A 26,960-nucleotide genomic window follows, 5' to 3' on the forward strand; every position below is an offset into this window, starting at 1 on the left:
CCGTCCCGACCGGGATCGTTCTGTCCTGTTACGCATTGGTTCTTGTGTGGTGCGTGGGACCTGAGGTACAACAGCTATGTCAGAGCAACTCTGACGGTCTAGTTGAGCTTCGCGTTCCATCCGATCGACCCACCCGAAAATATGCACCACCAGGCTTGTCGTCCCGGTCGAGATGCCCGTGGGGAAGCGGTCATCCTGCGCTCGTTGTGTGCTGACGGATCGCCGGGTCACTGGCCGCGGCGGTGTGTCACCCGAAGGGCGAGCCATGGCACGAACGAAACCGCGCAACAGCAGATCCCGCCGATTCCTCCTCCTGGCCGTGATGGGGATCCTGACCCTGTCGACGATGGCGGAGACGACCGCCACGGCGGTCGCCGATCCCGGAATTCCCCTCACCGCGCCGACCGCCGATGCTCCGGATCCGGTTGCCGCCTCCACCGTCGCGAATACCGGCAGCGCCGAGACCGGCAGCGCATCGGATCCCATCGCCGGGGGCACCGGCAGCGCCTCCTCCGGTTCCGGCAGCGGCTCGGCGTCGGGCAGCGCCACCGGCTCGGCCAGTGTGCCGCTGGCCAGCCCCCGCGCGATGGCGGCGCTGTCCATCGCGAAGACCCAGGTGGGCAAGCCCTACCAGTGGGGCGGCACCGGACCGAACGCCTTCGACTGCTCGGGACTGGTGCAGTGGGCCTATCGCTGGGTGGGCATCTTCCTGCCGCGCACCACCTGGCAGCAGGCCAGGGCGGGTAGCCCGGTGCCGCTGGGATCGATTCAGCCCGGCGATGTCGTGGTGCTGAACCCGGACGGCTCGCATGAGGGCATGTACGTCGGCAACGGCACGGTTATCAACGCCTACGACTACGGCGTCGGAGTGGTCTATTCGCCGCTGCGGCAGTTCCACATCTACGCGATTCGCCGCTTCTTCTGACAGAAGCGGCGAATCGCGGTGGAGGACGGGGGCGTCGGTGCTCACACGCCGACGGCCTCGGCCATTTCCTCCTCCGCCTCGACCGCGGTCTCCCGAGGTGCCGTCGCGGTGGTGAGCGCGCTCGCGTGCCGCCTCGCGGCGGTGTTCGGTTGCGCCGCGCCGGTGTTCGCGATCCCCTCGGCCGGCGCTCGTACCGGCTCGCGGCCAGCAGCGTCACCGGGCCCGCCGCGAACCACAGCAGCAGGCTCGCGATCCGGCCTTCGAAGCCGTTGCCGCCGAAGTAGAGCAGGCGGCGCGCGCCCTCCACGAACCCGGCGCCGTTCCAGAAGTTGTGCAGCGCACCGAGGAATCCGTCCTGCAGCTGCGGTGAGTAGACCCCGCCCGAGGTGGTGAAATTGATACAGCCATCCCATCGCCCAGATCTGCGCGTAGTCGTGATCGATGATGTGGAAGACCGGTCCGGCCAATGCTCAGGGCCACCAGCAGGAAGAACAGGCCCTGCCCGGTCGGGTCGCCGGGGGCGAGGGCGGTGATGTCGGTGGTCGTCAGCGGTACCTGCTGGGCGGCGGTGACCTGGCCGAAGACCTCCTGTACGGCCGGGGGAGCTTTCGCTCGGTTACCCGCCGGCCAGCTGACGCAGTCGCGGGCCGTACTGCGGGTGGTTCATCGCCGAGGCGAACTGCGCGATCAGATAGTCGGCCGGATTGCCCGTGTCGTACCAGCGGCCGCTGATCACCTGGCCGTAGGCGGCATTCGCGGCGGCGAAGGCGTTGATCGCGTCGGTCAGGTACACCTCGCCGGTGCCGTGGGTGTACCACTCGGTGACCTGCTTGTCGAGCTCCTCGATGATGCCCGGTGTCACGACGTATCCGCCGACGGCGGCGAACGCCGAGGGTGCATCCTGCGGCTTGGGCTTCTCCACGAGCCCGGTGATCCGCATCAGGCCGTTGTCGAAGGTCTCCTCCACGACCGGCACGCCGTAGCGGACCGAGTCCTGCGGCTGCATCGGCATCAGCGCCAGCACCGGGGACTTCGTCTTGTTGTAGGCGTCGATGAGCTGCTGGGCGCGCGGCACCTCGGCGACGAACACGTCGTCGGGCCACAGCACCAGCATCGGCTCCTCGCCCAGGTTCCGCGCGGCGTTGAGCACCGGGGTGCCGTTGCCGTACGGGCCGTGCTGGTCCAGGTAGGTGATGTGGCCCAGGCGGCCCAGCTCGCCGACCTCCTCCACGGCGTCGGCGTAGGCGGCCTTGCCGTCGGCGCGCAGCTGCGCCACCAGCGCTGGATTGGGCCGGAAATGGTCCTGGATCAACGACTTTCCAGCGCTCACCACGATCGTGATGTCGGTGATGCCCGAGGCTACGAGCTCACGGACGGTGTGCTCGATCACCGGCTTGTCGCCGACCGGCAGCATCTCCTTCGGGATCGCCTTGGTCAGCGGCAGCAGGCGGGAGCCGATGCCCGCGGCGGGGATCACGGCCTTACGGATAGTCATTGTCCGATCATCACATACGGCCGCGGCCGAATATGTCGGTAGCCGCGCGTAGATTTCCGGATATGAGAATCGATCCCGGCCCGGCTACGACACGGCTTTTGCCTGGTCAGCCGCAGTCCTCCGGGGTCGCCGAGGCGCACCGGGCGGGTGCCGTGGCCCGGCCGATGGCGCAGGAATCCCACAGCAATTCCGGGTCGGACGCGCCGGCCGAGCGGGCGCAGCGCGCGCGGCGCTGGGTGCTGCACATCGACATGGATGCCTTCTTCGCCTCGGTCGAGCAGCTGACAAGGCCCACGTTGCGCGGTCGTCCGGTGCTGGTGGGCGGCATGGGTGGGCGCGGGGTGGTGGCCGGGGCCAGCTACGAGGCGCGGGTCTTCGGGGCGCGCTCGGCGATGCCCATGCATCAGGCGCGGCGGCTGGTCGGGGTCACCGCGGTGGTGGTGCCGCCGCGCGGGGTGGTGTACGGGGAGGTCAGCGGGCAGGTTTTCGAGGCGATGCGCTCGCGGATTCCGGTGCTCGAGACGCTCTCGTTCGACGAGGCGTTCGGCGAGCCCGCCGAGCTGGCGGGGGCCAGCGTGGCCGAGGTGCTGGCATTCTGCGAATCGCTGCGCGCGCTGGTGCGCGAGCGCACGGGCCTGGTCGCCTCGGTCGGCGCCGGTGCGGGTAAGCAGCTGGCCAAGATCGCCTCGGGCCTGGCCAAACCCGATGGGGTGCGGGTGATTTCGCCGGGGGAGCAGCGCGACCTGCTGGCCGCCCTGCCCGTGCGCAAGCTGTGGGGTGTCGGGCCGGTGGCGCAGGGGCGGCTGCGGTCGGTCGGCATCGAGACCGTCGGGGCGTTCGCGGCCCTGCCCGAATCGGAGGCGGTCTCGCTGCTGGGCGGCAGCATCGGCGCGGCGCTGCACCGGCTCGCCCGCGGCCTGGACGATCGGCCGGTCGCCGAGCGGGCCGAGGCCAAGCAGATCAGCGCCGAGACCACATACGAGACCGACATCGTGGGCCTGGGCCAGCTGCGGTCCGCGATCGAGGAAATGGCCGCGTCCGCGCACCGCCGCTTGGAGCGCGACGGCCGGGCCGCCCGCACGGTGGTGCTGAAACTCAAGAAGGCCGACATGAGCATCGTGACCCGCTCCTTCACGCTGCCGTACGCGACGGAGGATCCGGCCACCCTCACCGCCGCGGCGCTGCGCTCGGCGATCGACCCGGCCCAGCTCGGGCCGATCCGGTTGGTCGGTGTCGGTTACGGCGGCCTGTCGGAGGTGCGGCAGGAGTCGCTGTTTCCGGAGTTGGATCAGGACACCGCGCCGCGCGTCGCGGCGGACCTGGAGGAGTTCGTCGCCCCCGAGCCGACCGTCGTCGCGGCGTCCGCCGCGGGCCCGGCCGGCACACTTGCCGGCCCGGGGGATTCCGCTGATCCCGAGGCCGTTTCCGCAGCGGCACATGCGGTTCCGCCCCCCACGCGCTCGTACACCACCGAATATTTCTATCCCGGCCGCGATGTCACCCACCGCGAGCACGGACACGGCTGGGTGCAGGGCAGCGGACACGGCCGTGTCACCGTCCGATTCGAGACCCGCTCGACAGGGCCGGGACCGGCGTATACCTTCTCTGCCGACGATGTGGATCTGGGCCCGGCCGATCCGCTCCTTAGTCTTCGTTGAAAGTTCCCGGGTAGCGTGAGGCCACTCGTGCAGCGCCGCCGGTCGGATGGTAGTTGTCACGGTGCACACATTCGTAACAGACCAACTCGAACGTAAAGGACGAGAATTGAAGCTTCAGAGGACGGGACGGATCGCCGTCGCCACGCTGGCCGTGGTGGCCGCGTTGGGATTGTCTGCCTGCGGTAGCGGTGACAAGCACTCGAGCTCCAATCACGCGACGATGACGACGAGTGCGGCGGCAGTCTCGACGGCGAACCGGCCGCCGGTGCCCACCGTGGATCAGCTGAACCAGGAGTTGAAGGAGACCCTGGACCCGAAGGTGCCCTCCGCGCAGAAGGTTCAGTATCTGGAGAACGGGGCCACCGCTTTGCAGAAGGATCCCCAGATGATCAACAAGCTGATCACGGCCTACCAGCAGAACAACGCGAAGATCACCGTCACCGGTGTGAAGGACCTCGGCGATCCCACCAGCATCACCGCCTACGCCAACTTCTCCATCAACGGCGGCCAGAACAACATCGCCACAGTGCCATTCGTCGCGCAGGATGGCGCCTGGAAGCTCTCGCTGGACTGGGCGTGCAGCGGCCTGAAGAACCTGAACCAGTCCTCGCCCGCCTGCACCTAGGCAGACGGTCCTACGCGTCCGGACGGGCCGTGAATCGTGGTACGAACCGCGTTCACGGCCCGCCCTGCGGTTGGGGGAGACGAGGCCCCGGGCTTCTTAAGGCCCACCTGAGAATCGTCAAGCGATTTCGCCGGTTACGAGGCGGTCGCGCTAACATCTGCCTCCGTGACGGACACGATGGTGAGGGCCGACGAGGCGCCCGCGGCTGGCGAGCACCCCGAGAAAACCGGCCCGGGCCGCCGGAACCGGTCCAAAATCGTGGCGTTCATCGCGGGCTTGCTGGGCGCGCTGTTCGCCGTCGTCGTGCCGCTGCTTCCCGTGCACGTCGACCACACCACACTCTCGTGGCCGCAGCAGAATTCCGCACGCGGCATCACCGCGCCGCTGGTGAGCTACGCCCCCTTGACTTTTGACGCGAGCATTCCGTGTTCGGCTGTGGCGCAACTGGGTTCGCGCGGCGGGGTGGTGCTGTCCAGCATGCCGGACGGTGCGCCGGACCTGGACCGGTACGGCTTCGTCGCGCGGGTGAACCCCGCTCGCGAGGGCAAACCGGCCACGTTCGAGACGGTGATGCGCAATCAGTCGCTGCTGAACGTGCCGTTGACCCAGCTCCGGAACTGCACGTTCACCGTGCACGCCGACATCTCCTCCGCCACAGCGACACTCGCCGGATCCCCGGTGAATCCGGTGACCCTGACCGGCGATTGGCGTCCGCAGCTGGTCGGCATCTTCAGCGAGCTGCCACACCCGGCCGGTACCACCGCGTCGGCGCAGGTCGACAGCCGGTTCTCGATCGTGCCGACGGTCGCCAAGCGCGCGGCCACCGTGCTGGCGATCGCGTGCACGCTCATCGCGCTGATTGCCCTGTATCGCTTGGATATTCGTGACGGCCGCCGGTTCCGGCGGCTGCTGCCGCAGCGTTGGTGGACCTTCAAGGCGGTGGACGCGGTCGTCTTCGGCACGCTGGTGGTCTGGTATTTCATCGGATCCACCACCTCCGATGACGGCTACCAGTTCGGCATGGCGCGAGTGTCGCTGGTGTCGGGCTACATGGCCAACTACTTCCGCTACTGGGGCGTGCCCGAAACACCGGTCGGCACACCATGGTTCGACCTGCTGGCGCGGATGTCCGAACTGAGCACCGCGAGCCCGTGGATGCGCCTGCCCACGCTGCTGGCCGGGATCCTGTCCTGGCTGCTGATCAGCCGCGAGGTGATTCCGCGATTCGGCGCGGCCGTCCGCCATAACCGTGTCGCGGTCTGGACCGGTGCGCTGGGCTTCCTGGCCATCTGGCTTCCCTACAACAACGGGCTGCGCCCCGAGCCGGTCGTGGCCGTAAGCGTGCTGCTGACCTGGTGCTTCGTGGAGCGGTCGATCGCGATGCGGCGGCTGCTGCCCTACGCGCTGGCGATCATCGTCGCCGCGTTCGCCTGTACGGCAAACCCGTCGGGCCTGATCTGTTTCGCGCCGCTGGTGGCCGGGATGCGGCCGGTGTGGCGGTTCGGCATCACGCGGGCCCGCGAACTGGCGGGGGCTGATTCCGGGACGAAGGTCTCGGCGTGGGGCTGGGTGCGCGCCTACGGGGCAGTGCTGGCGCCGCTGGCCGGGGCCGGTTCGCTGATCCTGGCCGTGGCGTTCTCCGTGATTCCGCTGTCGGGCATGTTCGAAACCAATCGCGTGCACCAGATCGCCGGTCCGGCCTCGCCCTGGTACGACGAATATCTGAGCTATCAATGGCTTTTCATGCCGACCGCCGACGGTTCCATCGGCCGCCGGTTCGGCATGGTCGTGATGTGGCTGGGCCTGCTGGTCTGCGCGTTCGTGCTGCTGCGCAAGGGCGGTCGGATTCCGTTCACCGCGCCCGGGCCGACGAAGCGGCTGCTGGGGCTGACCTTCGGCGCGATGCTGTTGCTGGCGCTCTCGCCGACCAAGTTCACCCACCACAACGGCGTCTACGCCGGACTCGCCGGGTCGGTCGCCGCGCTCACCGCGGTCGCGGTCGGGCCTCGCGTCCTGCGGTCGCCCCGCAATCGGGCACTGTTCGCGGCGGTGGTTTCGCTCATCCTGGCGCAGGTCTTCACCAGCGTGAATCAGTGGTGGTGGGTATCGAGCCTCGGGATTCCGTGGAACGACAAGCCGCCCTCGGTGCACGGCTTCCTACTCGAGAAGGTGTTCGTCGCGGCCGCGGCGGTATTCCTGGCACTGGCGGCGTGGTGGCACGTGCGGGCGCCGGAAAAGGGTGTGCCGCATCGGATTTCGCCACGCGCCTGGAAGCTGGCGAAGATCCCGCCACTGACGGTGGCGGCGGCGATCCTGGTGCTGTTCGAGGTCGCCTCGTTCGCCAAGGGCGTGGTGGCCCAGTATCCGGGGTTCTCGCTGGCCGCCTCGAATGTCGATGCGGTGCTGGGTAAGCCGTGCGGCCTGGCCAACGATGTACTGGTGGAGCCGGATCCGAACGCCTCGCTGCTGACCCCGCTCTCGGGCAATCCGTTCCGCAATTTCTCCAACGGTGCGACGGGGTTCGTGCCCAACGGCATCGGCGACCTCACCCCCGACGGCGAGCCGACCAGTGCCAGCAGTATCGCGAGCACGAAAGCCTTCAACACCAAGTCCGGCGGTGACACCGGGACCGAGACCGACGGGGCCCCACTGCCCTTCGGCCTGAACTCGATCACCACACCCGAACTCGGCACCTCCGGTCAGCAGGGCCAATCGGATCTGACGACCGGCTGGTACCGCCTGCCCGCGGCGGGCGACCGCGGCGGCATCATCGCGATCGCCGCCGCCGGGCGCATCCGCTCGGCGGACAAGGACGGCATCGTCACCCCGGGCCAGTCGGTCGAGGTCGAGTACGGCACAACCGATTCCGCCACGGGTGCGCAGGCGCTGGGCCGGGTGACACCGATCGATATCGGGCCCGCACCCTCGTGGCGGAATCTGCGCGTGCCGCTGGATCAGATTCCCGCCCAGGCGAATGTCGTTCGCATCGTGGCCAGTGCCCACAGCCTCGATCCGGGCCAGTGGATCGCGCTGACCCCGCCGCGGGTGCCGCGCACGGTGACCCTGAACGACCTGATCGGATCGCATCAGCCGGTGCTGCTGGATTGGGCAGTGGGCCTGCAGTTCCCGTGCCAGCGGCCGTACGACCACAAGGACGGCATCGCCCGGATCCCGGGCTGGCGGATCCTGCCCGACCGGGGCGGCGCGCACGACACCAACCTGTGGGAGAGCCACGACGGCGGCGGCCCGCTGGGCTGGAGCCAGGAGTTGCAGCGCTCGAGCACGCTGGCCACCTACCTGAAGGACGGCTGGCGTGAGGACTGGGGCGAGCTGCAGCGCCTGACCCCGATCGACCCGTCCGCGGTCCCGGCGACCCCGGCGGTCACCCAGGACACCCACGGCGGGCTGTGGACACCGGGCCACATCAATACGGCCTGGTAACTCCGGCAGACGCAGTGCGCCGCACCCGTTTCCGGTTCGCGGATTCCATCGCGGGGCTTCTTGCCCGGACCCGAGGCTCGCCTAGGGCCCCGAGATCCCCTGCAGGCGCCGGATTTGTGCATCGGTGAGGTCCCGCAGCGCGGCCGGGTCGACGGGTTTCTGTGCGGCGCGGGCGATTTGGACGATCGTGCTCCCGACCAGGGCCAGCGTCGCCGCGGAGTAGAGCGTCAGGCCCTGGCTGGAGGTCTGGACCTGGAAGGAGATCGACGCGTCGCCCGCTTTCGGTTCGCTCAGCCCGCCGATCCGGTAGCTGACCGCAGTGCCGTCGGCGTCGGTGCCCGAGTAGGAAGTGCATCGGCGCACCAGGTCCTCGACGGTCGAGAAGGCCTGCGCCGCGGCGCTGTTCGGGTAACTCGCCGCATCGATGTCGACGCTGTCGAAATCCGGTGACGAATAGTGCACCGCGCCAGCGGCGCTCGCGCCGGGAACCTGTTTGGTCACCCCGTCGAGCACTTTCGCGCACGCCGCGGGATCGGTGTGCGAGCGGTCGGGCGGGGTCTGGCCGTTACCGCCGGAACCGTCGTCGATCCGGGTGAACCCGGAGGGCATATCGGCCGCGGTGAGCAGCTTCGCCTGCAGCGTGGCCGAATCGGCGAAGGGGGCGGCGGTCACGGTGGGCGGGGGCGTCGCCGCCGAGCCCAGCGTCGGCAGCGAATTACCGTGGTGCGAGCCGCAGGCCGTCACGAACAGCGCCGTGCCGAGCAGCAGGATGCCCGCGCGGCCGGGCCCGATGATGCGCCTCACCGGTCCCACTGCACCCGCGTGCTGGTCTTCTGGCACAGCAGTACCGCGCTCTTGGGGTCGCGATAGGACTGGCTGCCGCCGACGGTGATCGAGCCCGAAACCGGTAGCGGCAGACCGAGATCCACGGTGATAGTGCCGGTACCGTGCATCACGTAGTCGACGATGTCCAGCGTGCCGGCGCTGCTGGGCAGATCCCAGACCTTCGATGTCGGCGTCTGCGTGACGTTCAGCGCGATGGTGAGCAGATTGCCCTCGCGCCTGGTCAGGGTCGCGGTGGTGACCTGATTCAGCGGCACGTCGGCGGACACCGGCTGGTGCACGGTCCACACCGCGCCCTCGCCGACCGGGTCGGCCGGGAAGGCGATCGACTGATAGACCGCCTGATAGAAGGCCTGCTCCAACGCGGAGCGGGCAGCCTCGGAGGTGGACGGTGTCGGGGTCATCCGCAGCGCGGTGATCGCACCCACGTCGCTCATGGCGAAACCCGCGTGCGAACCATCGGCGGACTGCAGCTGCTGGGCCAGATCGGGATTGGAGGAGGTGGCCGAGCCCAGGGTCAGATCGACGCCGTCGGAGCCCGTGCGCGCGGTGAGCGGGATGGTAATCGCGGGCGGGGAGAAATCGTGCGCCGGCTGGTTGTTGAGCTGCTGCTCGATATGGTGGTCGGTGTGCAGGGTGACCTGCTGGGTGTTGCCCACCGCGAAGGAGCGGCGCAGCGCCTCGCGCGGCTCCGCTCCGGGCTGCAGCACCGTGGTCACCACCGCCGCGATGGGCATGGTGACCTCCTGGTCCAGCGCGGATGGCTCGACTTCGGCTTCGGAGCGGGGCTCGGTGATGTCGCTGCACGCGACAGCCATGCTCGACAAGGCGACCGCGAGAACCATGAGCACCACACCGGGGCGGGCCGCGCGGATCCTCGTGCGGGGATGGGAAGACAACACCGTCACGCGAACAGGTTACGACCGGTACCTGAAAATCTGCTTTGACGCGACCGTGCGACCGGGGCGGTGGGGCTGTCACAGCCATGAGGAATGATGTCGGATGTGAGTATCGACCGGCCGCGCGAGCAACACATCGACGACCACGACGAGCCGCCCCGGGAGGAGGCCGCCGCCGCGGCCGGTGCATCGCCTCAGGATGCCGAGCCCGAACCGGCGGCCGGATCGCTGCGGCGCCGCACGCTGCCGGTGCTGCTGGCCGTCGCGGCCGTGGCGTTCGCCCTGGATCTGGGCACGAAATGCCTGGTGGTCGCGAAGATGACGCCGGGTGAGCCGGTGTCGATCATCGGCGATGTGGTGCGGCTGGTCCTGATCCGCAATCCGGGCGCGGCGTTCTCGATGGCCACCGGGATGACCTGGCTGCTGACGCTCATCGCGGCGGCCGTCGTCGTCGGGGTGATCCGGATCGGGCGGTCGCTGCGCTCGGTGGGCTGGGCGGTCGGGCTGGGCCTGGTGCTCGGCGGCGCGATCGGCAACCTGACCGATCGGCTGTTCCGCGCGCCGGGCCCGCTGCAGGGGCATGTGGTCGATTTCATCTCCGTGACGAAATGGTGGCCGGTGTTCAACATGGCCGATTCGGCCATCGTGTGCGGCGCGATCCTGCTCGTGGTGCTGACCGTTTTCGGATTCGAGCCGGACGGGGGGCGCACCCACTCGGGTCGTTCCGACTCCGACACAGAGGGGGAGGCCGAATGAGCGCAGCGCAGCAGAGCGAATCATGGGCACAGCGGGCTTCGCTCACGGCGGAGCCGAGCGTCAGCGAGGCGCAGTCGTGAGAGAGACACGCGCGATGCCGGTGCCCGACGGCCTGGACGGGATGCGGGTGGATGCCGGGTTGTCGCGGTTGCTGGGCCTGTCGCGGACGGCCGTCGCGGCGCTCACCGAGGAGGGCTCGGTCCAGATCGACGGCTCTCCGGTCGGAAAGTCCGACCGGCTGGCCGGCGGGGCGTGGCTCGAGGTGGAGTTCCCGGAGCCCAAGCGCGAGCTGACCGTCGAGGCGACGCCCGTGGAGGGCATGAAGATCCTGTACGCCGACGACGACATCGTCGCGGTCGACAAGCCCGTCGGGGTCGCCGCGCACACCGGGGTCGGCTGGTCCGGACCGACCGTGGTGGGCGGGCTGGCCGCGATGGGCTATCGGATATCCACCTCCGGCGCGCACGAGCGCCAGGGCATCGTGCATCGCCTCGATGTCGGCACCTCGGGCGTGATGGTGGTGGCGCAGTCCGAGCACGCCTACACGGTGCTCAAGCGCGCGTTCAAGCAGCGCACCGTCGACAAGCGCTATCACGCACTGGTACAGGGACATCCGGACCCGTCGAGCGGCACCATCGACGCACCGATCGGGCGGGCCCGGGGCAACGACTGGAAGTTCGCGGTGACCGCGGACGGGCGGCCCAGCGTCACCCACTACGACACGGTCGAGGCGTTCCAGGCGGCCAGCCTGCTGGACATCCACCTGGAAACCGGCCGCACCCACCAGATCCGGGTGCACTTCTCCGCGATCCGCCACCCCTGCTGCGGCGACCTCACCTATGGCGCGGACCCGCGCCTGGCGCAGCGGCTGGGGCTGGAACGCCAATGGCTGCATGCCCGCTCGCTCGGTTTCGCCCATCCCGCCGATGGGCGCTGGGTCGAGATCACCAGCGAGTACCCGGCAGATCTGGAGCATGCGCTGGACGTCCTGCGGCATGCGTGAGCGCCTGCGCATCGCCGGATTCGCCGGTGCCGCGGTCGCTGTCGTCGTCCTGATCCTGGTCCTCGGCTGGGCCAACCCGCCGGTGCGCTCGGTGATCTCGACCGACCGGCTCGGCCCGGACTCGGGCGAGCCGGTCGCGGATTACCTGGCCCGAGCCCGAGAGTCCTTGTCGGGCACGGAGAATGCCGAGCACTGGGCCCTGGTGTCCTTCAGCGCCGGAGTGACCCCGGACCGGATCCCTGAATCCGTTCCGGGGCTGCGGATCTCGAACGTGATCTACGACGTGCCGATCGATCGCGTCTACACCCCTCCGATCACCGTGCCGGTGCCCGCCGGGGATGCGGCCGCCACAGCCTCGGCCACAGCCGCAGCGGGCGCACTGGAGAACACCGAGACCTCCGACGACCGCACCCGCCGCATCGCCGCGGTCATGGCCACCCGTCTGCACGCCGGATGTGCCTGCGCGGTAAACCTGGTCGTGCGCGGCCGGCTGGATCAATTGCGCACACTGACTACGCATGCCGGTGTTCGCGCAGTGCAGGCGTTGCCACCCGACGCCGCCGCCGACACGTTCGCGATCGTGCCGCTGTTACCGGAGCAGACCGGCCTCGCGGTACCTGGCCCCGATGACGGACCGGTACCGGATCGCTGACTCTGTCGGCGCCCGCTGGCCCGGCGGGCCTGGACGGCCACGGTCCGACATCGGTGCCACGCTGCCCGAGACGGCCGATCCGACGATGCCGCAGGCCACCGCGCCCGCACCGTCCTGCCAACGCGGACAGTGGATCCCTCGGACGGGATGCCGGAAGAGCCGTGTGCTCCTACTGGGTCGAGCGGCGTGCGGTGAGGGCACCGAGATCGATGGTCAACGGGAATGGAGCATCTACCGAGACGACGCCGGCGGCGCGGGGGATGATGTGGTAGTTGCCCTCGGTATCCAGGGTGTAGATCGTCAGGCCCGCCGGTTCGGGCTCCAAGATATCGATGACCCAGTGGTGGGTAATACCGTTGGCTGCGAATTCCCCGGCCTTGACCGAGAAATTGCGTACTGCCGATTCGCCGGACGTCGCGATCTCAACCGCCAGTACGATCTGATCGGCGCGAATCCGAGCCTGCTCGTCGACCCCGACCGGCGCGACAACGATATCGAGAACTCGTCGCGGCGAGGGTCCGAGGAGTTCGGCCTCGAGTCCGGAGAAGGACTCCAATCCCGGAGGTGCCTGAGAGTCGAGTTGGACCATCAGTCGCGAGATTGCACGGCTCCGCAGCGGCGTGAGGCAGCCGTTCGCGAGTAAGAGTCCGTTCTCGATCTCGTTGCGATGGGGCTCGTCGGTCCGAAGGGTGTCGAATTCCTCGGCGGTGATCGGTCGCCCGTAGGGGGTTGGCGCCATCTCCATCCTCATCGTTCGTCTGTGGGGTTGTTACTGGTGGCGTGCCGTGAGACGAGTTATGAGCGTCGTGGCCGATTCTCCGCCGCCGGACGTCCATCGCACCGCACACATCTCGATCCCGCAACGTGCAGCGGTGCGGATCCGGCAACAGTGCAGCTTCCGTAGTCGCGGACGGTGTGCGCTCTAGGCTGGGGAGCATGTCGACTACCCAGCGGGAACTGCGCGCGACCGGTTTGACCTGGGCGGAGGTCCAGGAGCGGGTCCGGGACGGGCGGACCAACGACATTCCCGGCCGGACCGGACGCTCGGTCGCCGATATCGTCCGGGCCAACGTCTTCACCAGGATCAATGCGATTCTGGGCGTGCTGTTCCTGCTGGTGTTGGCTACCGGGTCGATCATCGACGGGATGTTCGGGCTGCTGATCGTGGCCAACAGCGTGGTGGGCATCGTGCAGGAGCTGCGCGCCAAGCAGACCCTGGACAAGCTGGCGATCGTCGGGCAAGCGCGGCCGATCGTGCGCCGCGACGGCGCCGCGCGGGAGGTGGCCCCCGGCGAGGTGGTGCTCGACGACGTGATCGAGCTGGGGCCGGGCGATCAGATCGTCGTCGACGGCGAGGTGCTCGAGTGCGAACTGCTCGAGGTCGACGAATCGCTGCTGACCGGTGAGGCCGACGCGATCGACAAGGCCGCGGGCGCGCAGGTGATGTCGGGCAGTTTCGTGGTGTCGGGTTCGGGCGCCTATCGCGCCACCAAGGTCGGCCGCGATGCCTACGCCGCCCAGCTGTCCGCCGAGGCCAGCAAGTTCACCCTGGTCGACTCCGAGCTGCGCAACGGCATCAACTCGATCCTGAAAGTCATTACCTGCCTGCTGATTCCGGCGGGCCTGGTGACGATCTACAACCAGCTGTTCTCCAGCCACCAGCCGTGGCGGGAGGCCCTGAACGGCATGGTGGCCGCGCTGGTGCCGATGGTGCCCGAGGGCCTCGTGCTGATGACCACGATCGCGTTCGCGGTCGGCGTGGTGCGGCTGGGGCGGCGCAAATGCCTGGTGCAGGAGCTGCCCGCGATCGAGGGCCTGGCCAGGGTCGACGTGGTGTGCGCCGACAAGACCGGCACGCTCACCGAGAACGGCATGCGGCTCGCGGAGATTCGCCCGGTGGGCGACGCCCGCACGCCGCCGCCGGCCGAGCAGGTGCTGGCCATGCTCGCCGCCGACGACCCGCGGCCGAATGCCAGCATGCTCGCGATCGCGGAGGCGCTGCCCGACGCGCCGGGCTGGGGGTCCACCGGCATCGCCCCGTTCTCCTCGGCGAAGAAGTGGAGCGGCATGTCCTACGGCGAGCACGGTGACTGGCTCATCGGCGCGCCCGACGTACTACTGGACCCGGATTCCGAGATCGCCGCCACCGCACAGGAAATCGGCGCGCAGGGACTGCGCGTACTGCTGCTCGCCCGCAGCGACCGGCCGGTGGAAGCGCCCGGCGCGCCCGGCGAGGTCACCCCGGTGGCGCTGGTGGTGCTGGAGCAGAAGGTGCGGCCCGACGCCCGTGCGACCCTGGAATACTTCGCCGGCCAACAGGTTTCGATCAAGGTGGTCTCCGGCGACAACGCGGTCTCGGTCGGCGCGGTTGCCACGTCGCTGGGCCTGACCGGCGGAGATCATCCGGTCGACGCGCGCGAATTGCCCTCCACCCAGGATGCTTTGGCGCCGATCGTGGAGCAGCAGACCACCTTCGGCCGGGTGCGACCGGATCAGAAGCGGGCCATGGTGGCCGCGCTGCAGTCGCGGGGCCACACGGTCGCGATGACCGGCGACGGCGTCAACGACGTGCTCGCGCTCAAGGACGCCGATATCGGCGTCGCGATGGGCGCGGGCAGTCCGGCCACCCGCGCGGTGGCCCAGATCGTGCTGCTGGACAACAGGTTCTCCACGCTGCCTTACGTGGTGGCCGAGGGGCGACGGGTGATCGGCAACATCGAGCGGGTCTCGAATCTGTTCCTCACCAAGACCGTCTACTCGGTGCTGCTTGCCGTGCTGGTCGGCGTGGCCGGAATCGGTTCGCAGATCTTCCACTACGACCCGATCCCGTATCCGTTCCTGCCGCGGCACGTGACGATCGTGGCGTGGTTCACCATCGGCATTCCGGCGTTCATCCTGTCGCTGGCGCCCAACAACGAAAGGGCGCGTAGGGGTTTCGTGCCGCGGGTGCTGCGCCTGGCGGTGCCGTCGGGGGTGGTGATCGGTGCGATGACGTTCGTGGCGTACCTGTTCGCGTACCGCGGCGCCCACCAGAGCCAGGCGGAGAAGGTGCAGGCGAGCACGACGGCCCTGATCACGCTGCTGATCGTGGCGGTCTGGGTGCTGGCGATCGTGGCCCGGCCGTGGGTGTGGTGGAAGCTACTGCTGATCGCCGGATCCGTTGTGGGCTACGCCATCCTGTTCGGCGTGCCGTTCACCCGGCACTTCTTTCAGCTGGATCCGTCGAACCTCGAGCTGACCGGGGTGGCGGTGCTGTGCGGCCTGATCGGGATCGTCCTGGTCGAATTGGCCTGGTGGTTGCTCGGGGATGGTAAGCGCGCGGAGCGGGCGGGGCGGGTGAACTCAGCGGCGTTGGCGCAGCATCCGCTGCAACGCGGACGGTCCGCCGAAAAGGGCTGAATTCGAAGCGGTTTCGCGTCCCGGCACCGGGACGGACGTGTGGAACTGGTCACCTGCTTTGGCGCGCCGTACGCCCGTTGTATCGCGTGTCGATTGCACGCGGGTACCTTCGGCAGTATGGAGGTGCTGCTGCATCAGATCGACGCGTTCGCCGACGGCCCGTTCACCGGTAATCCGGCGGCGGTCATGCCGTTGCTGTCCTGGCTGCCGGACGGGCTGCTGCAGCAACTCGCCGAGGAGAACAATCTCGCCGAAACCGCTTTCTACACTGCGGCTCTGCCACTCGAGGCAGGTGACCCGCCGGGCGAGGGCCCGGCGTACCACCTGCGCTGGTTCACCCCCGCCACGGAGGTCGACCTGTGCGGCCACGCGACGCTGGCGACCGCCGCGCATCTGCTCGAGGACATTCATCCGGGCCTGGACCGCGTGCAGTTCTTCACGCGCAGCGGCTGGCTCGCGGTGGACCGCACCGACGACGACGAACTGGTGCTGGATCTGCCGCTGGCCGAATCCCTGGACGTGATACCGGATCCGGTGCTGGTCGCCGCCCTGGGCGTGCACCCGATCCGCGCGGTGACCGGGCCGGGCGAGGTGATCGTCGTGGCCACCGAGCGGGAGGTCCGCGAGGCCCGGCCGGATCTCGGGGCGTTCCCGAAGGTGCCGCGCGCGGTGATCCTCACGGCGCGGGGCGATTCGGTCGATTTCGTCTCCCGCGTCTTCGCGCCGGATCTCGGCATTCCGGAGGATCCGGTCACCGGTTCGGCGCACGCCCAGCTCACCCCGCTGTGGGCCGCAGAGCTCGGGCACAACGATCTGCGCGCCCGCCAGCTCTCCCGCCGCGGCGGCGCGCTGCGCTGCGTGCTGGACGGCAACCGGGTGCTGCTGCTGGGACGCTGCCGCCGGTACCTCGACGGCGTCGTGACGCTGCCGGACTGAGCCGGGCCGATCGGATGGGCCCGGCCCGCCGGCGCGGTCAGTCCTGCGGCCCGATGGCCGGGAGCGTCACCACCTGGCCCGCGTAGGCCAGGCCCGCACCGAAGCCGAGCAGCAGGGTGGTGTCGCCGGGTTTCGCGGCGCCCGACCGCAGGAGCTGCTCCATGGCCATCGGGATGGAGGCGGCGCTGGTGTTGCCCGTCTCGACGATATCGCGGGCGACGGCGACGGATTCCGGCATGTGCAGCGCCTTGACCAGCGCGTCGGTGATGCGGCTGTTGGCCTGGTGCGGGACGAAGGCATCCAGGTCCTCGACGGTGACCCCGGCCTGGTTCAGCGCGTCGCGGCACGCCTTCTCCAGAAAGGTGACGGCCCAGCGGAATACGGCTGTTCCATTCATTCTGATGTAGGGCCGCTCGGAGGTGCCGCCGCTCGCCTCGGCCGCCGCAACCTCGGCGAAGTACTGCTGAAAGTCCTTGTCCTGCTTGATCGCCGCGGTCTGGCTGCCGTCCGAACCCCACGCGACCGGGCCGATGCCCTCGGTCTCCGACGGGCCGACGACCACCGCGCCCGCGCCGTCGGCGAAGATGAACGCGCACGTGCGGTCGGTCGGATCGAGCAGATCCGACAGGCGCTCGACCCCGATCACCAGCACATGGCGAGCCTGACCCGCGCGCACCAGGTTCGCCGCATTGGCCAGGGCGTAGCAGAAGCCCGCGCAGCCGGCCGAGATGTCGAACGCGGCGGTGTCGTGCATGCCGAGCTCGGTCGCCACGACCGCACCCGCCGAGGGACCCAGCACCATCTGCGACGAGGTGGCCAGGACCACCGCGTCGACCTGCTTGGCGGTCAGATTCGCCGCCGCCAGCGCGCGGCGCGCGGCGATGGTGCTCATGGACACGATGGTCTCGTCGGGCTCGGCCCAGCGGCGCTCGGCGATGCCCGAGCGGGTGCGGATCCACTCGTCGGACGAGTCGATCCGGTCGACGATCTCCGCATTGGGGACGATCCGGCGGGGCCGGTACGCGCCGATACCGAGGGCAGCGGCATGGGCGACGGGGGCGGCGGTGGCGATCTGCGCGGGCATGCGGGTCCTTCGTTCCTCGTGAACCAATCGGTTCACAGGATTAACGTTTAACATGAACCGATCGGTTCAAGCAAGAGTCGAATCGGTGACGGGTCAGGGCATCAGGAGGAGTACCCCATGGCAGCGGGACCGCGCGCACGGTTGATCGCCAGCACCATCACCACGGTGCAGGAGCACGGTGTGCACGCGGCGGGCCTGAGTGAGCTGCTCAAACGCAGTAATGCCTCACGCAATTCGCTCTATCAGCACTTTCCGTCCGGAAAGGGGGAGTTGGTGGAGACCGCGGCCAGGATCGTCGCCCGGGTCGTGTACTCGCATATCGCGAGGATGTCCGACGCGCTGGCGGGCGCGCCGACGGTCGAGCGCTGGCTCGAGGAGTTCCTGGCCTTCTGGCGCGCCCCGCTCGAATCCAGCGACTACCGCGAGGGGTCGTTCATGATGGCCGCCGCGCTGGACGAGATGAATCCGACGGTGCAGTCCACCGCGGGCCAGGCCTTCGCCGAGTGGACCGCGAGGCTCGCGGACGGCATGGTCGCCGCGGGGCTGGACCAGCGCACCGCGTGTTCGGTCGCGGGGCTGCTGCTGTCGGTGGTGGAGGGCGCGATCGTGCAGAGCCGCGCGCTGAAATCCCTGCACCCGTTCGACGACGCGCGCGCCCAGTTGACGGTGCTACTGCGGCACTACCTGCCGCAACGCTGACGCGGGCACGGGGCTCGCCGTGCGCGTGGCCGCGCCGCGCCGGTCGGTCGCACCCGGCCCCGGACGGCCGGACTTCGCGATCAGGCCGTCGCGCCCTCGTATGGCGTAACCGCCGCGTCCCGACATTACTGCAACCTCACGGTGCCGGTCCATGGTCTGTGAGGGCCGGAGGCACGCGGGTCCGGCCGAAAATTGCGCGCCGCGCGTCGCCCGGCTGTCGTAGCGTTTGGCGTGGGCGCCGCGTCGGCGTCCGAGCCCGGCCGCGTCCTGGGACGATGCGGCAGCACAGCGGAGGACATGGGATGAAGATCGGCACGATCGGTGCGGGACGTATGGTCGAGGCGCTCGGCGGGCGCTGGGTGCGCGCCGGGCACGAGGTGATGATCGGCGCGCGAAATCCGCAGAGCGCGAAGGAGGTTGCCGATCGCATCGGTGCGGCCGGCAGCGGAAGCCTGTCCGAGGCTGCGGAATTCGGGGACGTCGTGCTGTTCGGCGTGAAGAAGGACGCCGTGGAGTCCGCGCTGGAGGCGGCGGGCGCGCGCGAGGGCAGCCTGTCCGGCAAGGTCGTCATCGACTGCGGCAACGCCGTGAACACCGCGGATTTCTCCCTGATGACCTGGGAGGGAAAGTCTTTCGCCGAGCATGCCGAGGCGATCGCGACCGGCAGCCGCGTCGTCAAGGCGTTCAATCTCGCTGCCTACACCGTCTGGGAGCTGGATCCGGTCAGCTACGACGGACGCCCGCTGGCCGTGCCGTTCTGCGGGGAGGACGCGGCGAAGAAGCTGGTGGAGCCGCTGATCACCGATCTGGGCGCCAGCGCCCTGGACATCGGTGACCTGCGCCAGGCCCGCCACCTCGAGGCGATGGGCGTGGTCATCGTCAAGATGCTGTTCACGGGCCACGGGCTCAACAGCGTGTTCCAGTTCATCGAGGCGGCGCCGGCGTAGGGGCAATATCCGGGACATTTCCGGGGCGGCTCAGGGTGGTGCGGGGCGCACGAGCTTGCAAGAGTGGAATGGACAGCGAAAACGCGAGGTGAAGGGAGCGCGGGGCAGTGTCCATTCAGTTCAATCACACCATTGTCGCCAGCCACGACAGCCACAAGTCCGCCGAGTTCTGGGCGGAGATTCTCGGTCTGGAGGTCGGGGCGGAGGCCGGACGGTTCGTCCCGGTCACGGTGGCGAACGGGGTCACCTTCGACTTCGCCGATGTCCCACCGGACGTCACCGACATCCAGCGGGCGCACTACGCGTTCCTGGTGTCGGAGCAGGAGTTCGACGCGGGCCTGGCGAAGATCCGCGAGCGGAACCTGACCTACTGGGCTGATCCCCGCCAGCAGCACGAGAACGAGATCAACCACAACGACGGCGGTCGGGGCGTGTACTTCCTGGATCCCAGCGGACACGCCCTGGAGATGCTGACCGTCCCGTACGGGGGCTGGCCCGCACAGTGATTCGGCACATCGGGCCGCACCCCCGTCATCGGCGGTGCGGCCCAGTGCTTTTCAGCTCGCGGCGGCCACGAGTCCGAGGATGCCCGGCACGATCAGCGACAACGACACCGACAGCACGAAGAGCCTGCGGAACAGCGTGTTCTGTTGTTCCCGAGCGCTGTTGGCGATGATCAGCGTGCCCGCGACGTGCACCGGGTTCATCACGGTCAGCGCGGCAGGGACGCAGACCGCGCACACGATGAGGAACAGCTGCCCGGATCCGAGGAAGGCCGTGAACACCAGCGGCATCATCAGATTCAGCACGCCGAGGGTGGAGCTTTCGATATTGCACAGCAGTGCGGTCATGTAGGCGACGACGAGGATGAGTGCGACGCCGGTGCCCAGATGGTGCAGCAGGCCCTCGATCGATTTCATCGTGCCGATGTTCTGCATGAGCCCGAGATAGGTCAGCAGCCCGGTCAGGAGCAGGATGCTCGACCACGGTACGCGGTCCAGGATCGCGCGCTCCGGCGGCCGGAATGCGATCTGCAGCAGGGCAACCAGCGCCATCGCGGTGAGGCCGACATCCCACTTCGCGAACAGCACGAGCGCCAGGAACACCGGCAGCGCCAGCCCGGAACACCACAGGTATGCCTTCGACACCGCGGGTGCCTCGCCTTCGGGGGCATGCTCCGGTGTGGTCACCGCGGGAGCCGGGGTCACCGGCGCCGCGCCGCGCCGCTGCCGGAGCCTGTCCAGCAGCTGCAGCGCGAGCACCACGAGGGCCGCGACGAGCACCGAGACTGCCCACAGGCCCCAGGTCGAATAGTGGACGTGCAGTCGCTTCGCCGCGGTCAGCACGCTGGCGCCGGTCGGGTTGAGCGGGGACAGTCCCGCGGAATTCGCGCCGATCACCACTGCCAGCTCCGACACGTAGAAGGAACTGCGGTACCGCACGCCGAAGTGCGCGACCACCGGCACGAGGAAGGCGATCGGCGCGGTGGAGAACGCACCGGCCGAGGACAGCGCTGCGGCCAGCACGAAGCCCACCCACGGCACGAGCAGCTGCCGGTCGCCGACCGTGGCGTAGACCTTCTCCACCACGGCGCTGAGCGCGCCGCTGCGCTCCACGTGCGCGAAAAGCAGTGAGACGCCGGCGATCAGCACGAGCAGGTCGCCGGGGAAGGACGCGTACATCTTGGCGGCCGTCACATGGGACAGGACGAGGATCGGCAGCGCGGCCGCGAGGGCGAGAACACCGATGTTCATCCGGCGCCAGACGGCCACCACCAGCACGACCACCAGCAGGGCGAGGGACAGCCCCTGGGTCATAGTCACTGAACAACTCCTTGAAACAACCACCGAGCGGAACACATGCCCGGCGATGACTTGCTTTGTTACTGACAGACGTTCGAACCATTCGGTGGGCTGCTCGTGATCGGCTCCTGAACCTGATGGCCGTACGTCGGTGTGCGGCCGCGTTGCGACAGTAGGTGGTTCGGATCACAGTGCGCGCGGTTGTGCGCACAACCCGCGCAACCTGCAATTCCCGCGTTCTGTGCATTGTGTGCAGGGGTGGTCGTTCCCGCGACGCCCGGCCGGTCCTTCCCGGTGTCGAGCGCCGACCCGACTCCGGTCTCTTCGCATATCGCTACCGGTGAGCGAATGGGCTGTCCGAACGGCGCTCTTGTGCTCATTCTGCTCAGCTGTGGTAGAACGGACGGCGATGTACGTGTTTGGCCGCGGTGTGCGGATGCGAACACAGATCGTGTTACTGCAGGTACTGCTGGTTGCGCTGGCGCTGGGTATCGCGTTCGGCGTGTTCGCGTATGTGAGTGAGCAGCGCGTGTCCGAGGAGTACGGGCAGCGGGCGCTGGCGATCGCGCGCACCGTCGCGGCGGATCCAGAGGTGCGTGAAGATGTCGCGCGCTACTCATTGGCTAATTTGCCGACGGGCTCGGAATCGGATCAGGAGCTGGCAAAGGGGCGGCTGCAGACGCTCGCCGAGGATGCCCGGGCGCGCAACGACGCACTGTACGTGGTCCTCACCGATTCCCACGGAATCCGCCTGGCGCACCCGCAGCTCGACCGGCTGGGGGAGATGGTCAGCACCGACCCCTCCGCGGCGCTGCACGGTGCGGAGGTGGTGATCCGGCAGCGGGGCACCCTCGGCGAATCAGTCCGCGCGAAAGTTCCTGTGCGACAACCGAATAGCACCGGCGTCGTGGGGGAGGTGAGCGTGGGCATCTCGACCGCGGCGGTGCACGACCAGCTGCTGCGGGATCTGCGGCGGGCCGGGCTACTGGCCGGATTCGCGCTGCTGGCGGGCGTGCTGGGCGCGCTGGCGCTGGCCCGCCGCTGGCACGGGCTGACCCTGGGCCTGCAGCCGCCGGAGCTGGCCGAGCTGGTCCGCGAGCAGGCCGCGGTGCTGCACGGCATCGGCGAGGGCGTCGTCGCCGTCGACACCCGATGGCGCGCAACGGTTGTCAACGACGAGGCGCGTCGGCTGCTGGGGATCGAGGGCGCTGCCGGGACGAGCCTGGACGAGCTCGGCCTGACCCCGCGGATCACCGAGGTGTTCCGTGCCGCCACGGCCCGGCCGGTCGCGGCCGCGGTCGGGGATCGCCTGCTGGTCGTCACCGCGCGCACGGTCAGCCGCGAGGGACGCGAGCTGGGTGCGGTGCTCAGCGTGCGCGACCGAACCGACGTCGAATCGCTGACCCGCCAGCTCGATGCGGTGCAATCCATGAGCACGGTGCTGCGGGCCCAGCGTCACGAATTCGCCAATCGCCTGCATCTGCTCAGCGGCCTGCTGCACGGGGGTCGCGCGGAGGAGGCGTCGCAGTACATCGACGAGCTGCTCGGCTCGGGCCCGCTCGGCGCGGCCCTGCCCGGCATGGACACCCTGCGCGACCCCTACCTGCAGGCATTCCTGGCCGCCAAGGCCGCGCACGCCCGCGAGAGCGGCGTGGAACTGCGCCTGGGCCCCAATACCTGGGTGGACGCGAATCTCGTTGTGCCCGTGGACGTGACGACGGTGCTTGGCAATCTGCTGGACAACGCCATCGAGGCGGCGCGAACTGGCGCGGGGACGTCCGTGCACGCCGACCCGCCGGATGCCGCGGGGAACGACGGGCCGTCGGCGGCGGTCGCGGCGCGGGACACCGGGCGGCGACCCGGCGGGCGCGAGTTCCGCGACGCGGCGACCGCGACCGTCGATCAGGGATTACCGCTGGTCGAGGTCGAACTCGTGCAGGAGGGTTCGACGCTGCACATCGCGGTCGCCGACAGCGGCGCGGGAGTCGCCGCCGAGCTGGCGGAATCGATCTTCGCCGAAGGGGTTTCGACCCGTCCGGACGGCGGAGCACCCGGCGGGCGCGGGGTCGGCCTGGCGCTGTCGCGGCAGGTGGCCCGGGCCCTGGGCGGGGATGTGGTGCTGGCGAATCGCGGCGGGGGTGAATCGGACCTGCCCGGTGCGGAATTCATTGCCCGGTTGCCCGGGGTGCTGGTGGAAGGAGCGACATGATCCCATCCGATCTGAGGGTGCTCGTGGTCGACGACGATTTCCGGGTGGCGAACCTGCATGCCGGAATCGTCTCGGCGCTACCGGGTTTCACCGTCGGGGCGACCGTGCACACGCTGGCCGCGGCTCGGTCCGCACTCGCCGCCGACGATTGGAGCGGTGGGGCGGGGGTAGGCGGCGCCGCCGCATTCGATCTGGCGCTGATCGATGTCTACCTGCCCGACGGCTCCGGGGTCGATCTGGTGCGCGAGATCCGCTGCGACGCCATGATGCTCACGGCGGCGACGGAGGCGGAGACGGTGCGCGCGGCGTTGTCCGCGGGCGCGCTCGCCTACCTGGTCAAGCCGTTCGATCATGCCGCCCTGGCGGCCCGGCTGGCCGGTTACGCCCGATATCGCCGCCTGCTGTCCGCGCCGGTCGTCACGCCGCGCGACATCGACTCGGCGCTCGAGGCGCTGCGCCCCGCCGGCGTGGCGGGACCCGCGGCGGCATCGGGCTCGCCGACGAAAGATCTGGTGCTGCGGGCAGTCCGGGATTCTCCGGCGGCGCTGTCGGCGGCGGAGGTCTCCGCCGCCACCGGCGTCTCCCGCGCCACCGCCCAGCGCTACCTTGCCAACCTGGTGGCCGCGGGCGCGCTGCGCATGCAATTGCGGTACGGCAGTACGGGGCGCCCCGAGCAGGAGTACGCGGCCGTCGCCGGGACGAACTCGCGCACCTAGCGCGACGACCCGGTTACGGCGAGACGGCGACCCCGAGGCTCAGCGCGGCGACGAATTTCGGGCCGGGATGCTGATAAAAGGTGTCCAGGTCACGAATCTCGAATCCGGTGCGCTCGATCGTGCCGCGGATGTCGCGGTCGAGGTGGCAGCCGCCGAACAGGGTGCTCTGGACCGGATCCAGGCGGTGCTGCCAGGTCTGGACCTTCGCATCGGGGGCGAGGCCGTGCTCGACGAAATGCACTGTGCCGCCTGGTATCAGGACCCGCCGCAGCTCCCGCAGCGCGGCATCGACATCCGGGATCGTGCACATGGTCCAGGTCGACAGCGCGGTATCGAAACTGTCGTCCTCGAACGGCAGCCGCTGCCCGTCGAGCCCGGCCCGCAGCACCGGTACGGTGGCCCGGGCCAGCCGCTTGCTCGCCAGCTTCCAGCCGAGATCGGCCGGTTCGACCGCGCTCACCGACTCCACCGCGTCGGGATAGAACGGCACATTGTGCCCCGACCCGAACCCGATCTCGACCACGCGCCCGTGCAGCCCCGCAGCGGTTCGCCGCCGGATCGGATCGTGGGCCGCCCGCCCACAAGCCACATTGATGATCCGAGGCAAGACCCGCTCGCTGTAGATACTCACCCCTCCACTGTCCCAAGCCGCACGCCCGCGAACCACCCTGAGCCCACCCTGAACTTCCGCTCCGAGCACGCGAGTAGCACGCGTCGAGCACGACGGACTCGTGGCGCCGGTTGCTTCCTCGATAGTCGCGCACAGAGTGGATTCTCCTGGTCTGCGCACTCCGAACCGGCGTTCGTCCTTCGATAGTCCGATGCCGTGGAGATCGTGATCGACGACGCAGGGTGGCCGGACGATCGCCGAGGCGACCGGTTCCGCCCGTGATGCAGGCTCGCCGGGGGGCCGGGCGCTCGAAGAGCCATGCGGGTGAGGTCGCGCTCGGGTGCCTTCGTGCGATGCTGGGGCGGTGACGCTGTTCGAGGTGTGGGCGCCGCGGGCGCGGCGGGTGCGGGTCGAGGTGGACGGGCGGATGCATCCGATGACCGCGGGGCCGGGCGGGTGGTGGCGGGCCGAAGTCGCCGCCGATCCGGTCGCGCGGTACGGGTTCGCGCTCGACGACGATTCGCCGGTGCTGCCCGATCCGCGCTCGGCGCGGCAGCCGGACGGGGTGCACGGGCGGTCCGCGCTCTACGCGCCGGATCCGGCACAGTGGACCGACTCCGGGTGGACCGGGCGGCAGCTCGCGGGATCGGTGTTCTACGAACTCCACGTCGGGACCTTTACTCCGGAGGGAACCTTCGACGCGGCGATCCATCGGCTCGATCACCTGGTGGACCTCGGTGTCACCACGGTGGAGCTGATGCCGGTCAACGCTTTCAACGGGGTGTGGAACTGGGGCTACGACGGGGTGCTGTGGTATGCGGTGCACGAGGCGTACGGCGGGCCGGACGGCCTGCAGCGTTTCGTGAATGCCTGCCACGCAAGGGGTTTGGCGGTGGCGCTCGATGTGGTCTACAACCATCTCGGGCCGTCCGGCAATTATCTGCCGCGGTTCGGGCCGTATCTGAGCGAGGGGCGCAACACCTGGGGGCAGAGTGTGAATCTGGACGGCCCCGGCTCGGATGAGGTGCGCGCCTTCATCATCGGCAATGCGCTGCGCTGGTTCGGCGAATTTCATATCGACGCACTACGTCTGGACGCGGTGCACGCGCTGGTGGATCGCCGCGCGATCGGGTTGCTGGAGGAGCTGGCGGCCGCGACCGAGGCGCTGTCCGCGCGGCTGGGGCGTCCGCTGACCCTGATCGCCGAGAGCGACCTGAACGACCCGCGCCTGATCACCCCGCGCGCGGCGGGCGGATACGGTCTGCAGGGCCAATGGAACGACGACCTGCATCACGCCGTGCATACCGCCGTATCGGGCGAGAGGCAGGGCTACTACACGGATTTCGGTTCGCTGCGCTGCCTGGCCGACACCCTGCGCCACGGATTCTTCCACGCCGGAACCTATTCCAGCTTCCGCGGGCGCGTGCACGGCCGCCCGCTGAACACGGCGGTGGTGCCGGGGAGCGCGCTGCTCGCCTATACGTGCACCCACGATCAGATCGGCAACCGCGCCCTCGGCGATCGTCCCGCCGCCTACCTCACCGACGGTCAGCTCGCGGTGAAGGCGGCACTGATACTGGGCTCCCCGTACACGCCGATGCTGTTCATGGGCGAGGAGTGGGGTGCGCGAACCCCGTTCCAGTACTTCACCTCCCACCCCGAACCGGAGCTGGCGGCCGTGGTCGCCGCCGGTCGCAGGGCCGAATTCGCCGATCACGGCTGGCCCGCCACCGACATCCCCGACCCCCAGGACCCGGCCACGTTCGAGCGCTCGAAACTGGACTGGTCCGAACGGGAGAGCCCCTCGCACGCGCGCCTACTGGCCTGCTACCGCGCGCTGATCTCTCTGCACCGCACCCACCCCGGCCTCGCCGATCCCCGCCTGAACCGCCTCGCCGTCGAATACGACGAAGATGCCCGCTGGATCATCCTGCACCGCAACGATGTTCACATCGCATGCAACCTAGCGGACCATCCGGTAGACATCCCGATCACCGGAACCCCACTATTGGCCTGGTCGCCGATCGACCAACACCCGGGTCATACCACTGTGCCTGCCCACTCGTTCGCAGTCCTGGAGACCGCTGCACCACTGCCACACTGACATTCGCGACGCACGCCGGACGGATGCGTCGAGATCATCGAGCTCGCCCCGCCGCAGAACTGATGGTGCAGCCGACGAGCTGTTCTGGCACACCGCAGCAATCTGATATCGGCCGAATCGTTTTCCTCCCAGCCGAATTCGGCGAGGGCTTGCGATA

At 69.2% G+C, this 26,960-nt stretch carries 23 protein-coding genes; 15 read left to right on the forward strand and 8 right to left on the reverse strand.

What is annotated here, in order from left to right; genetic code table 11:
- Positions 1-265: 265 nt before the first annotated feature.
- The gene (locus tag KO481_RS21490; protein ID WP_245401284.1) at positions 266-925 is read left to right on the forward strand and encodes a C40 family peptidase; all 660 of its coding nucleotides are present in this window, start codon (positions 266-268) and stop codon (positions 923-925) included.
- Between the two features lie 41 nt (positions 926-966).
- On the opposite strand, the gene KO481_RS21495 is transcribed toward KO481_RS21490, so the two are convergent.
- Both KO481_RS21495 and KO481_RS21500 read right to left on the reverse strand, forming a co-directional pair.
- The gene (locus KO481_RS21495) at positions 967-1,161 is read right to left on the reverse strand and encodes a hypothetical protein (RefSeq protein WP_215919128.1); all 195 of its coding nucleotides are present in this window, start codon (positions 1,159-1,161) and stop codon (positions 967-969) included.
- Between the two features lie 380 nt (positions 1,162-1,541).
- Positions 1,542-2,420: a UTP--glucose-1-phosphate uridylyltransferase gene (locus tag KO481_RS21500; RefSeq protein WP_215919129.1), complete on the reverse strand. Its 879-nt coding sequence runs from the start codon at positions 2,418-2,420 to the stop codon at positions 1,542-1,544.
- A gap of 164 nt (positions 2,421-2,584) precedes the next feature.
- Here KO481_RS21500 and KO481_RS21505 point away from each other — a divergent pair, with 164 nt between their 5' ends.
- From KO481_RS21505 to KO481_RS21515, 3 genes are all read left to right on the forward strand, one after another.
- Positions 2,585-4,078 (forward strand): DNA polymerase IV, encoded by a 1,494-nt coding sequence (locus KO481_RS21505; RefSeq protein WP_215919626.1) that lies wholly within the window; start codon positions 2,585-2,587, stop codon positions 4,076-4,078.
- A 106-nt stretch (positions 4,079-4,184) separates the two neighbouring features.
- Complete coding sequence (locus KO481_RS21510; protein WP_215919130.1) at positions 4,185-4,703, forward strand: WKL family lipoprotein; 519 nt, start codon at positions 4,185-4,187, stop codon at positions 4,701-4,703.
- 177 nt (positions 4,704-4,880) lie between these two features.
- Positions 4,881-8,144: an arabinosyltransferase domain-containing protein gene (locus tag KO481_RS21515; protein WP_215919628.1), complete on the forward strand. Its 3,264-nt coding sequence runs from the start codon at positions 4,881-4,883 to the stop codon at positions 8,142-8,144.
- 81 nt (positions 8,145-8,225) lie between these two features.
- Here the strand turns inward: KO481_RS21515 and KO481_RS21520 are convergent, their stop codons facing one another.
- Together KO481_RS21520 and KO481_RS21525 are read right to left on the reverse strand one after the other, a co-directional pair.
- Positions 8,226-8,948 (reverse strand): sensor domain-containing protein, encoded by a 723-nt coding sequence (locus KO481_RS21520; protein ID WP_215919131.1) that lies wholly within the window; start codon positions 8,946-8,948, stop codon positions 8,226-8,228.
- Positions 8,945-9,895 (reverse strand): hypothetical protein, encoded by a 951-nt coding sequence (locus KO481_RS21525; RefSeq protein ID WP_308166725.1) that lies wholly within the window; start codon positions 9,893-9,895, stop codon positions 8,945-8,947. The genes KO481_RS21520 and KO481_RS21525 overlap by 4 nt, the downstream gene beginning before the upstream one ends.
- An 87-nt stretch (positions 9,896-9,982) precedes the next feature.
- Between KO481_RS21525 and lspA the strand changes: the two genes are divergently transcribed.
- The 3 genes from lspA (at position 9,983) to KO481_RS21540 (ending at position 12,297) form a co-directional block, all read left to right on the forward strand.
- A complete protein-coding gene (gene lspA / locus KO481_RS21530) occupies positions 9,983-10,642 on the forward strand; it encodes a signal peptidase II (RefSeq protein ID WP_245401285.1) in 660 nt (219 codons plus the stop codon).
- Between the two features lie 94 nt (positions 10,643-10,736).
- Positions 10,737-11,645, forward strand: coding sequence for an RluA family pseudouridine synthase (locus KO481_RS21535; protein ID WP_215919632.1), 909 nt, complete (start codon positions 10,737-10,739; stop codon positions 11,643-11,645).
- Entirely contained in the window at positions 11,617-12,297 is a 681-nt protein-coding gene (locus KO481_RS21540) for a hypothetical protein (protein WP_245401286.1), read from the forward strand. The genes KO481_RS21535 and KO481_RS21540 overlap by 29 nt, the downstream gene beginning before the upstream one ends.
- 169 nt (positions 12,298-12,466) lie before the next feature.
- On the opposite strand, the gene KO481_RS21545 is transcribed toward KO481_RS21540, so the two are convergent.
- Positions 12,467-13,036 (reverse strand): Uma2 family endonuclease, encoded by a 570-nt coding sequence (locus KO481_RS21545; RefSeq protein WP_215919134.1) that lies wholly within the window; start codon positions 13,034-13,036, stop codon positions 12,467-12,469.
- Positions 13,037-13,233: 197 nt separating this feature from the next.
- Here KO481_RS21545 and KO481_RS21550 point away from each other — a divergent pair, with 197 nt between their 5' ends.
- Positions 13,234-15,696: a cation-translocating P-type ATPase gene (locus tag KO481_RS21550; protein ID WP_215919135.1), complete on the forward strand. Its 2,463-nt coding sequence runs from the start codon at positions 13,234-13,236 to the stop codon at positions 15,694-15,696.
- 117 nt (positions 15,697-15,813) lie between these two features.
- Positions 15,814-16,632, forward strand: coding sequence for a PhzF family phenazine biosynthesis protein (locus tag KO481_RS21555; protein WP_215919136.1), 819 nt, complete (start codon positions 15,814-15,816; stop codon positions 16,630-16,632).
- A 37-nt stretch (positions 16,633-16,669) separates the two neighbouring features.
- On the opposite strand, the gene KO481_RS21560 is transcribed toward KO481_RS21555, so the two are convergent.
- Positions 16,670-17,716, reverse strand: a complete 1,047-nt coding sequence (locus KO481_RS21560; protein WP_215919137.1) for a beta-ketoacyl-ACP synthase III — start codon at positions 17,714-17,716, stop codon at positions 16,670-16,672.
- A 117-nt stretch (positions 17,717-17,833) separates the two neighbouring features.
- Between KO481_RS21560 and KO481_RS21565 the strand changes: the two genes are divergently transcribed.
- The 3 genes from KO481_RS21565 (at position 17,834) to KO481_RS21575 (ending at position 19,868) form a co-directional block, all read left to right on the forward strand.
- Complete coding sequence (locus tag KO481_RS21565) at positions 17,834-18,415, forward strand: TetR/AcrR family transcriptional regulator (protein ID WP_215919138.1); 582 nt, start codon at positions 17,834-17,836, stop codon at positions 18,413-18,415.
- 302 nt (positions 18,416-18,717) lie between these two features.
- Positions 18,718-19,362 (forward strand): NADPH-dependent F420 reductase, encoded by a 645-nt coding sequence (locus KO481_RS21570; RefSeq protein ID WP_215919139.1) that lies wholly within the window; start codon positions 18,718-18,720, stop codon positions 19,360-19,362.
- Between the two features lie 107 nt (positions 19,363-19,469).
- On the forward strand, positions 19,470-19,868 hold the full coding sequence (locus KO481_RS21575) for a VOC family protein (protein ID WP_215919140.1): 399 nt from the start codon (positions 19,470-19,472) through the stop codon (positions 19,866-19,868).
- Positions 19,869-19,919: 51 nt separating this feature from the next.
- Here KO481_RS21575 and KO481_RS21580 read toward each other — a convergent pair whose 3' ends face one another.
- Positions 19,920-21,185, reverse strand: coding sequence for an SLC13 family permease (locus KO481_RS21580; RefSeq protein WP_215919141.1), 1,266 nt, complete (start codon positions 21,183-21,185; stop codon positions 19,920-19,922).
- A 415-nt stretch (positions 21,186-21,600) separates the two neighbouring features.
- On the opposite strand from KO481_RS21580, the gene KO481_RS21585 reads away from it, so the two are divergent.
- Together KO481_RS21585 and KO481_RS21590 are read left to right on the forward strand one after the other, a co-directional pair.
- Positions 21,601-23,373, forward strand: coding sequence for an ATP-binding protein (locus KO481_RS21585; protein WP_245401287.1), 1,773 nt, complete (start codon positions 21,601-21,603; stop codon positions 23,371-23,373).
- The gene (locus KO481_RS21590) at positions 23,370-24,089 is read left to right on the forward strand and encodes a response regulator (protein WP_215919143.1); all 720 of its coding nucleotides are present in this window, start codon (positions 23,370-23,372) and stop codon (positions 24,087-24,089) included. The genes KO481_RS21585 and KO481_RS21590 overlap by 4 nt, the downstream gene beginning before the upstream one ends.
- Positions 24,090-24,102: 13 nt before the next feature.
- Here the strand turns inward: KO481_RS21590 and KO481_RS21595 are convergent, their stop codons facing one another.
- Positions 24,103-24,720 carry a class I SAM-dependent methyltransferase gene (locus tag KO481_RS21595; RefSeq protein ID WP_215919145.1) on the reverse strand — a complete coding sequence of 206 codons (618 nt, stop codon included), beginning with the start codon at positions 24,718-24,720 and terminating at the stop codon, positions 24,103-24,105.
- A 343-nt stretch (positions 24,721-25,063) separates the two neighbouring features.
- On the opposite strand from KO481_RS21595, the gene treZ reads away from it, so the two are divergent.
- Positions 25,064-26,803, forward strand: a complete 1,740-nt coding sequence (treZ, locus tag KO481_RS21600) for a malto-oligosyltrehalose trehalohydrolase (protein ID WP_215919147.1) — start codon at positions 25,064-25,066, stop codon at positions 26,801-26,803.
- Positions 26,804-26,960: the final 157 nt, after the last annotated feature.

The sequence above is a fragment of the Nocardia albiluteola genome, from assembly GCF_018860155.1.
Lineage (GTDB): Bacteria > Actinomycetota > Actinomycetes > Mycobacteriales > Mycobacteriaceae > Nocardia > Nocardia albiluteola.

Coding starts and splice junctions, on each gene's coding strand:
- KO481_RS21490 (WP_245401284.1), top strand. CDS start 266: ATGGCACGAACGAAACCGCGCAACAGCAGATCCCGCCGATTCCTCCTC.
- KO481_RS21560 (WP_215919137.1), bottom strand. CDS start 17,716: ATGCCCGCGCAGATCGCCACCGCCGCCCCCGTCGCCCATGCCGCTGCC.
- KO481_RS21590 (WP_215919143.1), top strand. CDS start 23,370: ATGATCCCATCCGATCTGAGGGTGCTCGTGGTCGACGACGATTTCCGG.
- lspA (WP_245401285.1), top strand. CDS start 9,983: ATGTCGGATGTGAGTATCGACCGGCCGCGCGAGCAACACATCGACGAC.
- KO481_RS21550 (WP_215919135.1), top strand. CDS start 13,234: ATGTCGACTACCCAGCGGGAACTGCGCGCGACCGGTTTGACCTGGGCG.
- KO481_RS21545 (WP_215919134.1), bottom strand. CDS start 13,036: ATGGCGCCAACCCCCTACGGGCGACCGATCACCGCCGAGGAATTCGAC.
- KO481_RS21570 (WP_215919139.1), top strand. CDS start 18,718: ATGAAGATCGGCACGATCGGTGCGGGACGTATGGTCGAGGCGCTCGGC.
- KO481_RS21540 (WP_245401286.1), top strand. CDS start 11,617: ATGCGCTGGACGTCCTGCGGCATGCGTGAGCGCCTGCGCATCGCCGGA.
- KO481_RS21515 (WP_215919628.1), top strand. CDS start 4,881: ATGGTGAGGGCCGACGAGGCGCCCGCGGCTGGCGAGCACCCCGAGAAA.
- KO481_RS21535 (WP_215919632.1), top strand. CDS start 10,737: ATGCCGGTGCCCGACGGCCTGGACGGGATGCGGGTGGATGCCGGGTTG.
- KO481_RS21555 (WP_215919136.1), top strand. CDS start 15,814: ATGGAGGTGCTGCTGCATCAGATCGACGCGTTCGCCGACGGCCCGTTC.
- KO481_RS21565 (WP_215919138.1), top strand. CDS start 17,834: ATGGCAGCGGGACCGCGCGCACGGTTGATCGCCAGCACCATCACCACG.
- KO481_RS21585 (WP_245401287.1), top strand. CDS start 21,601: ATGCGAACACAGATCGTGTTACTGCAGGTACTGCTGGTTGCGCTGGCG.
- KO481_RS21505 (WP_215919626.1), top strand. CDS start 2,585: ATGGCGCAGGAATCCCACAGCAATTCCGGGTCGGACGCGCCGGCCGAG.
- KO481_RS21500 (WP_215919129.1), bottom strand. CDS start 2,420: ATGACTATCCGTAAGGCCGTGATCCCCGCCGCGGGCATCGGCTCCCGC.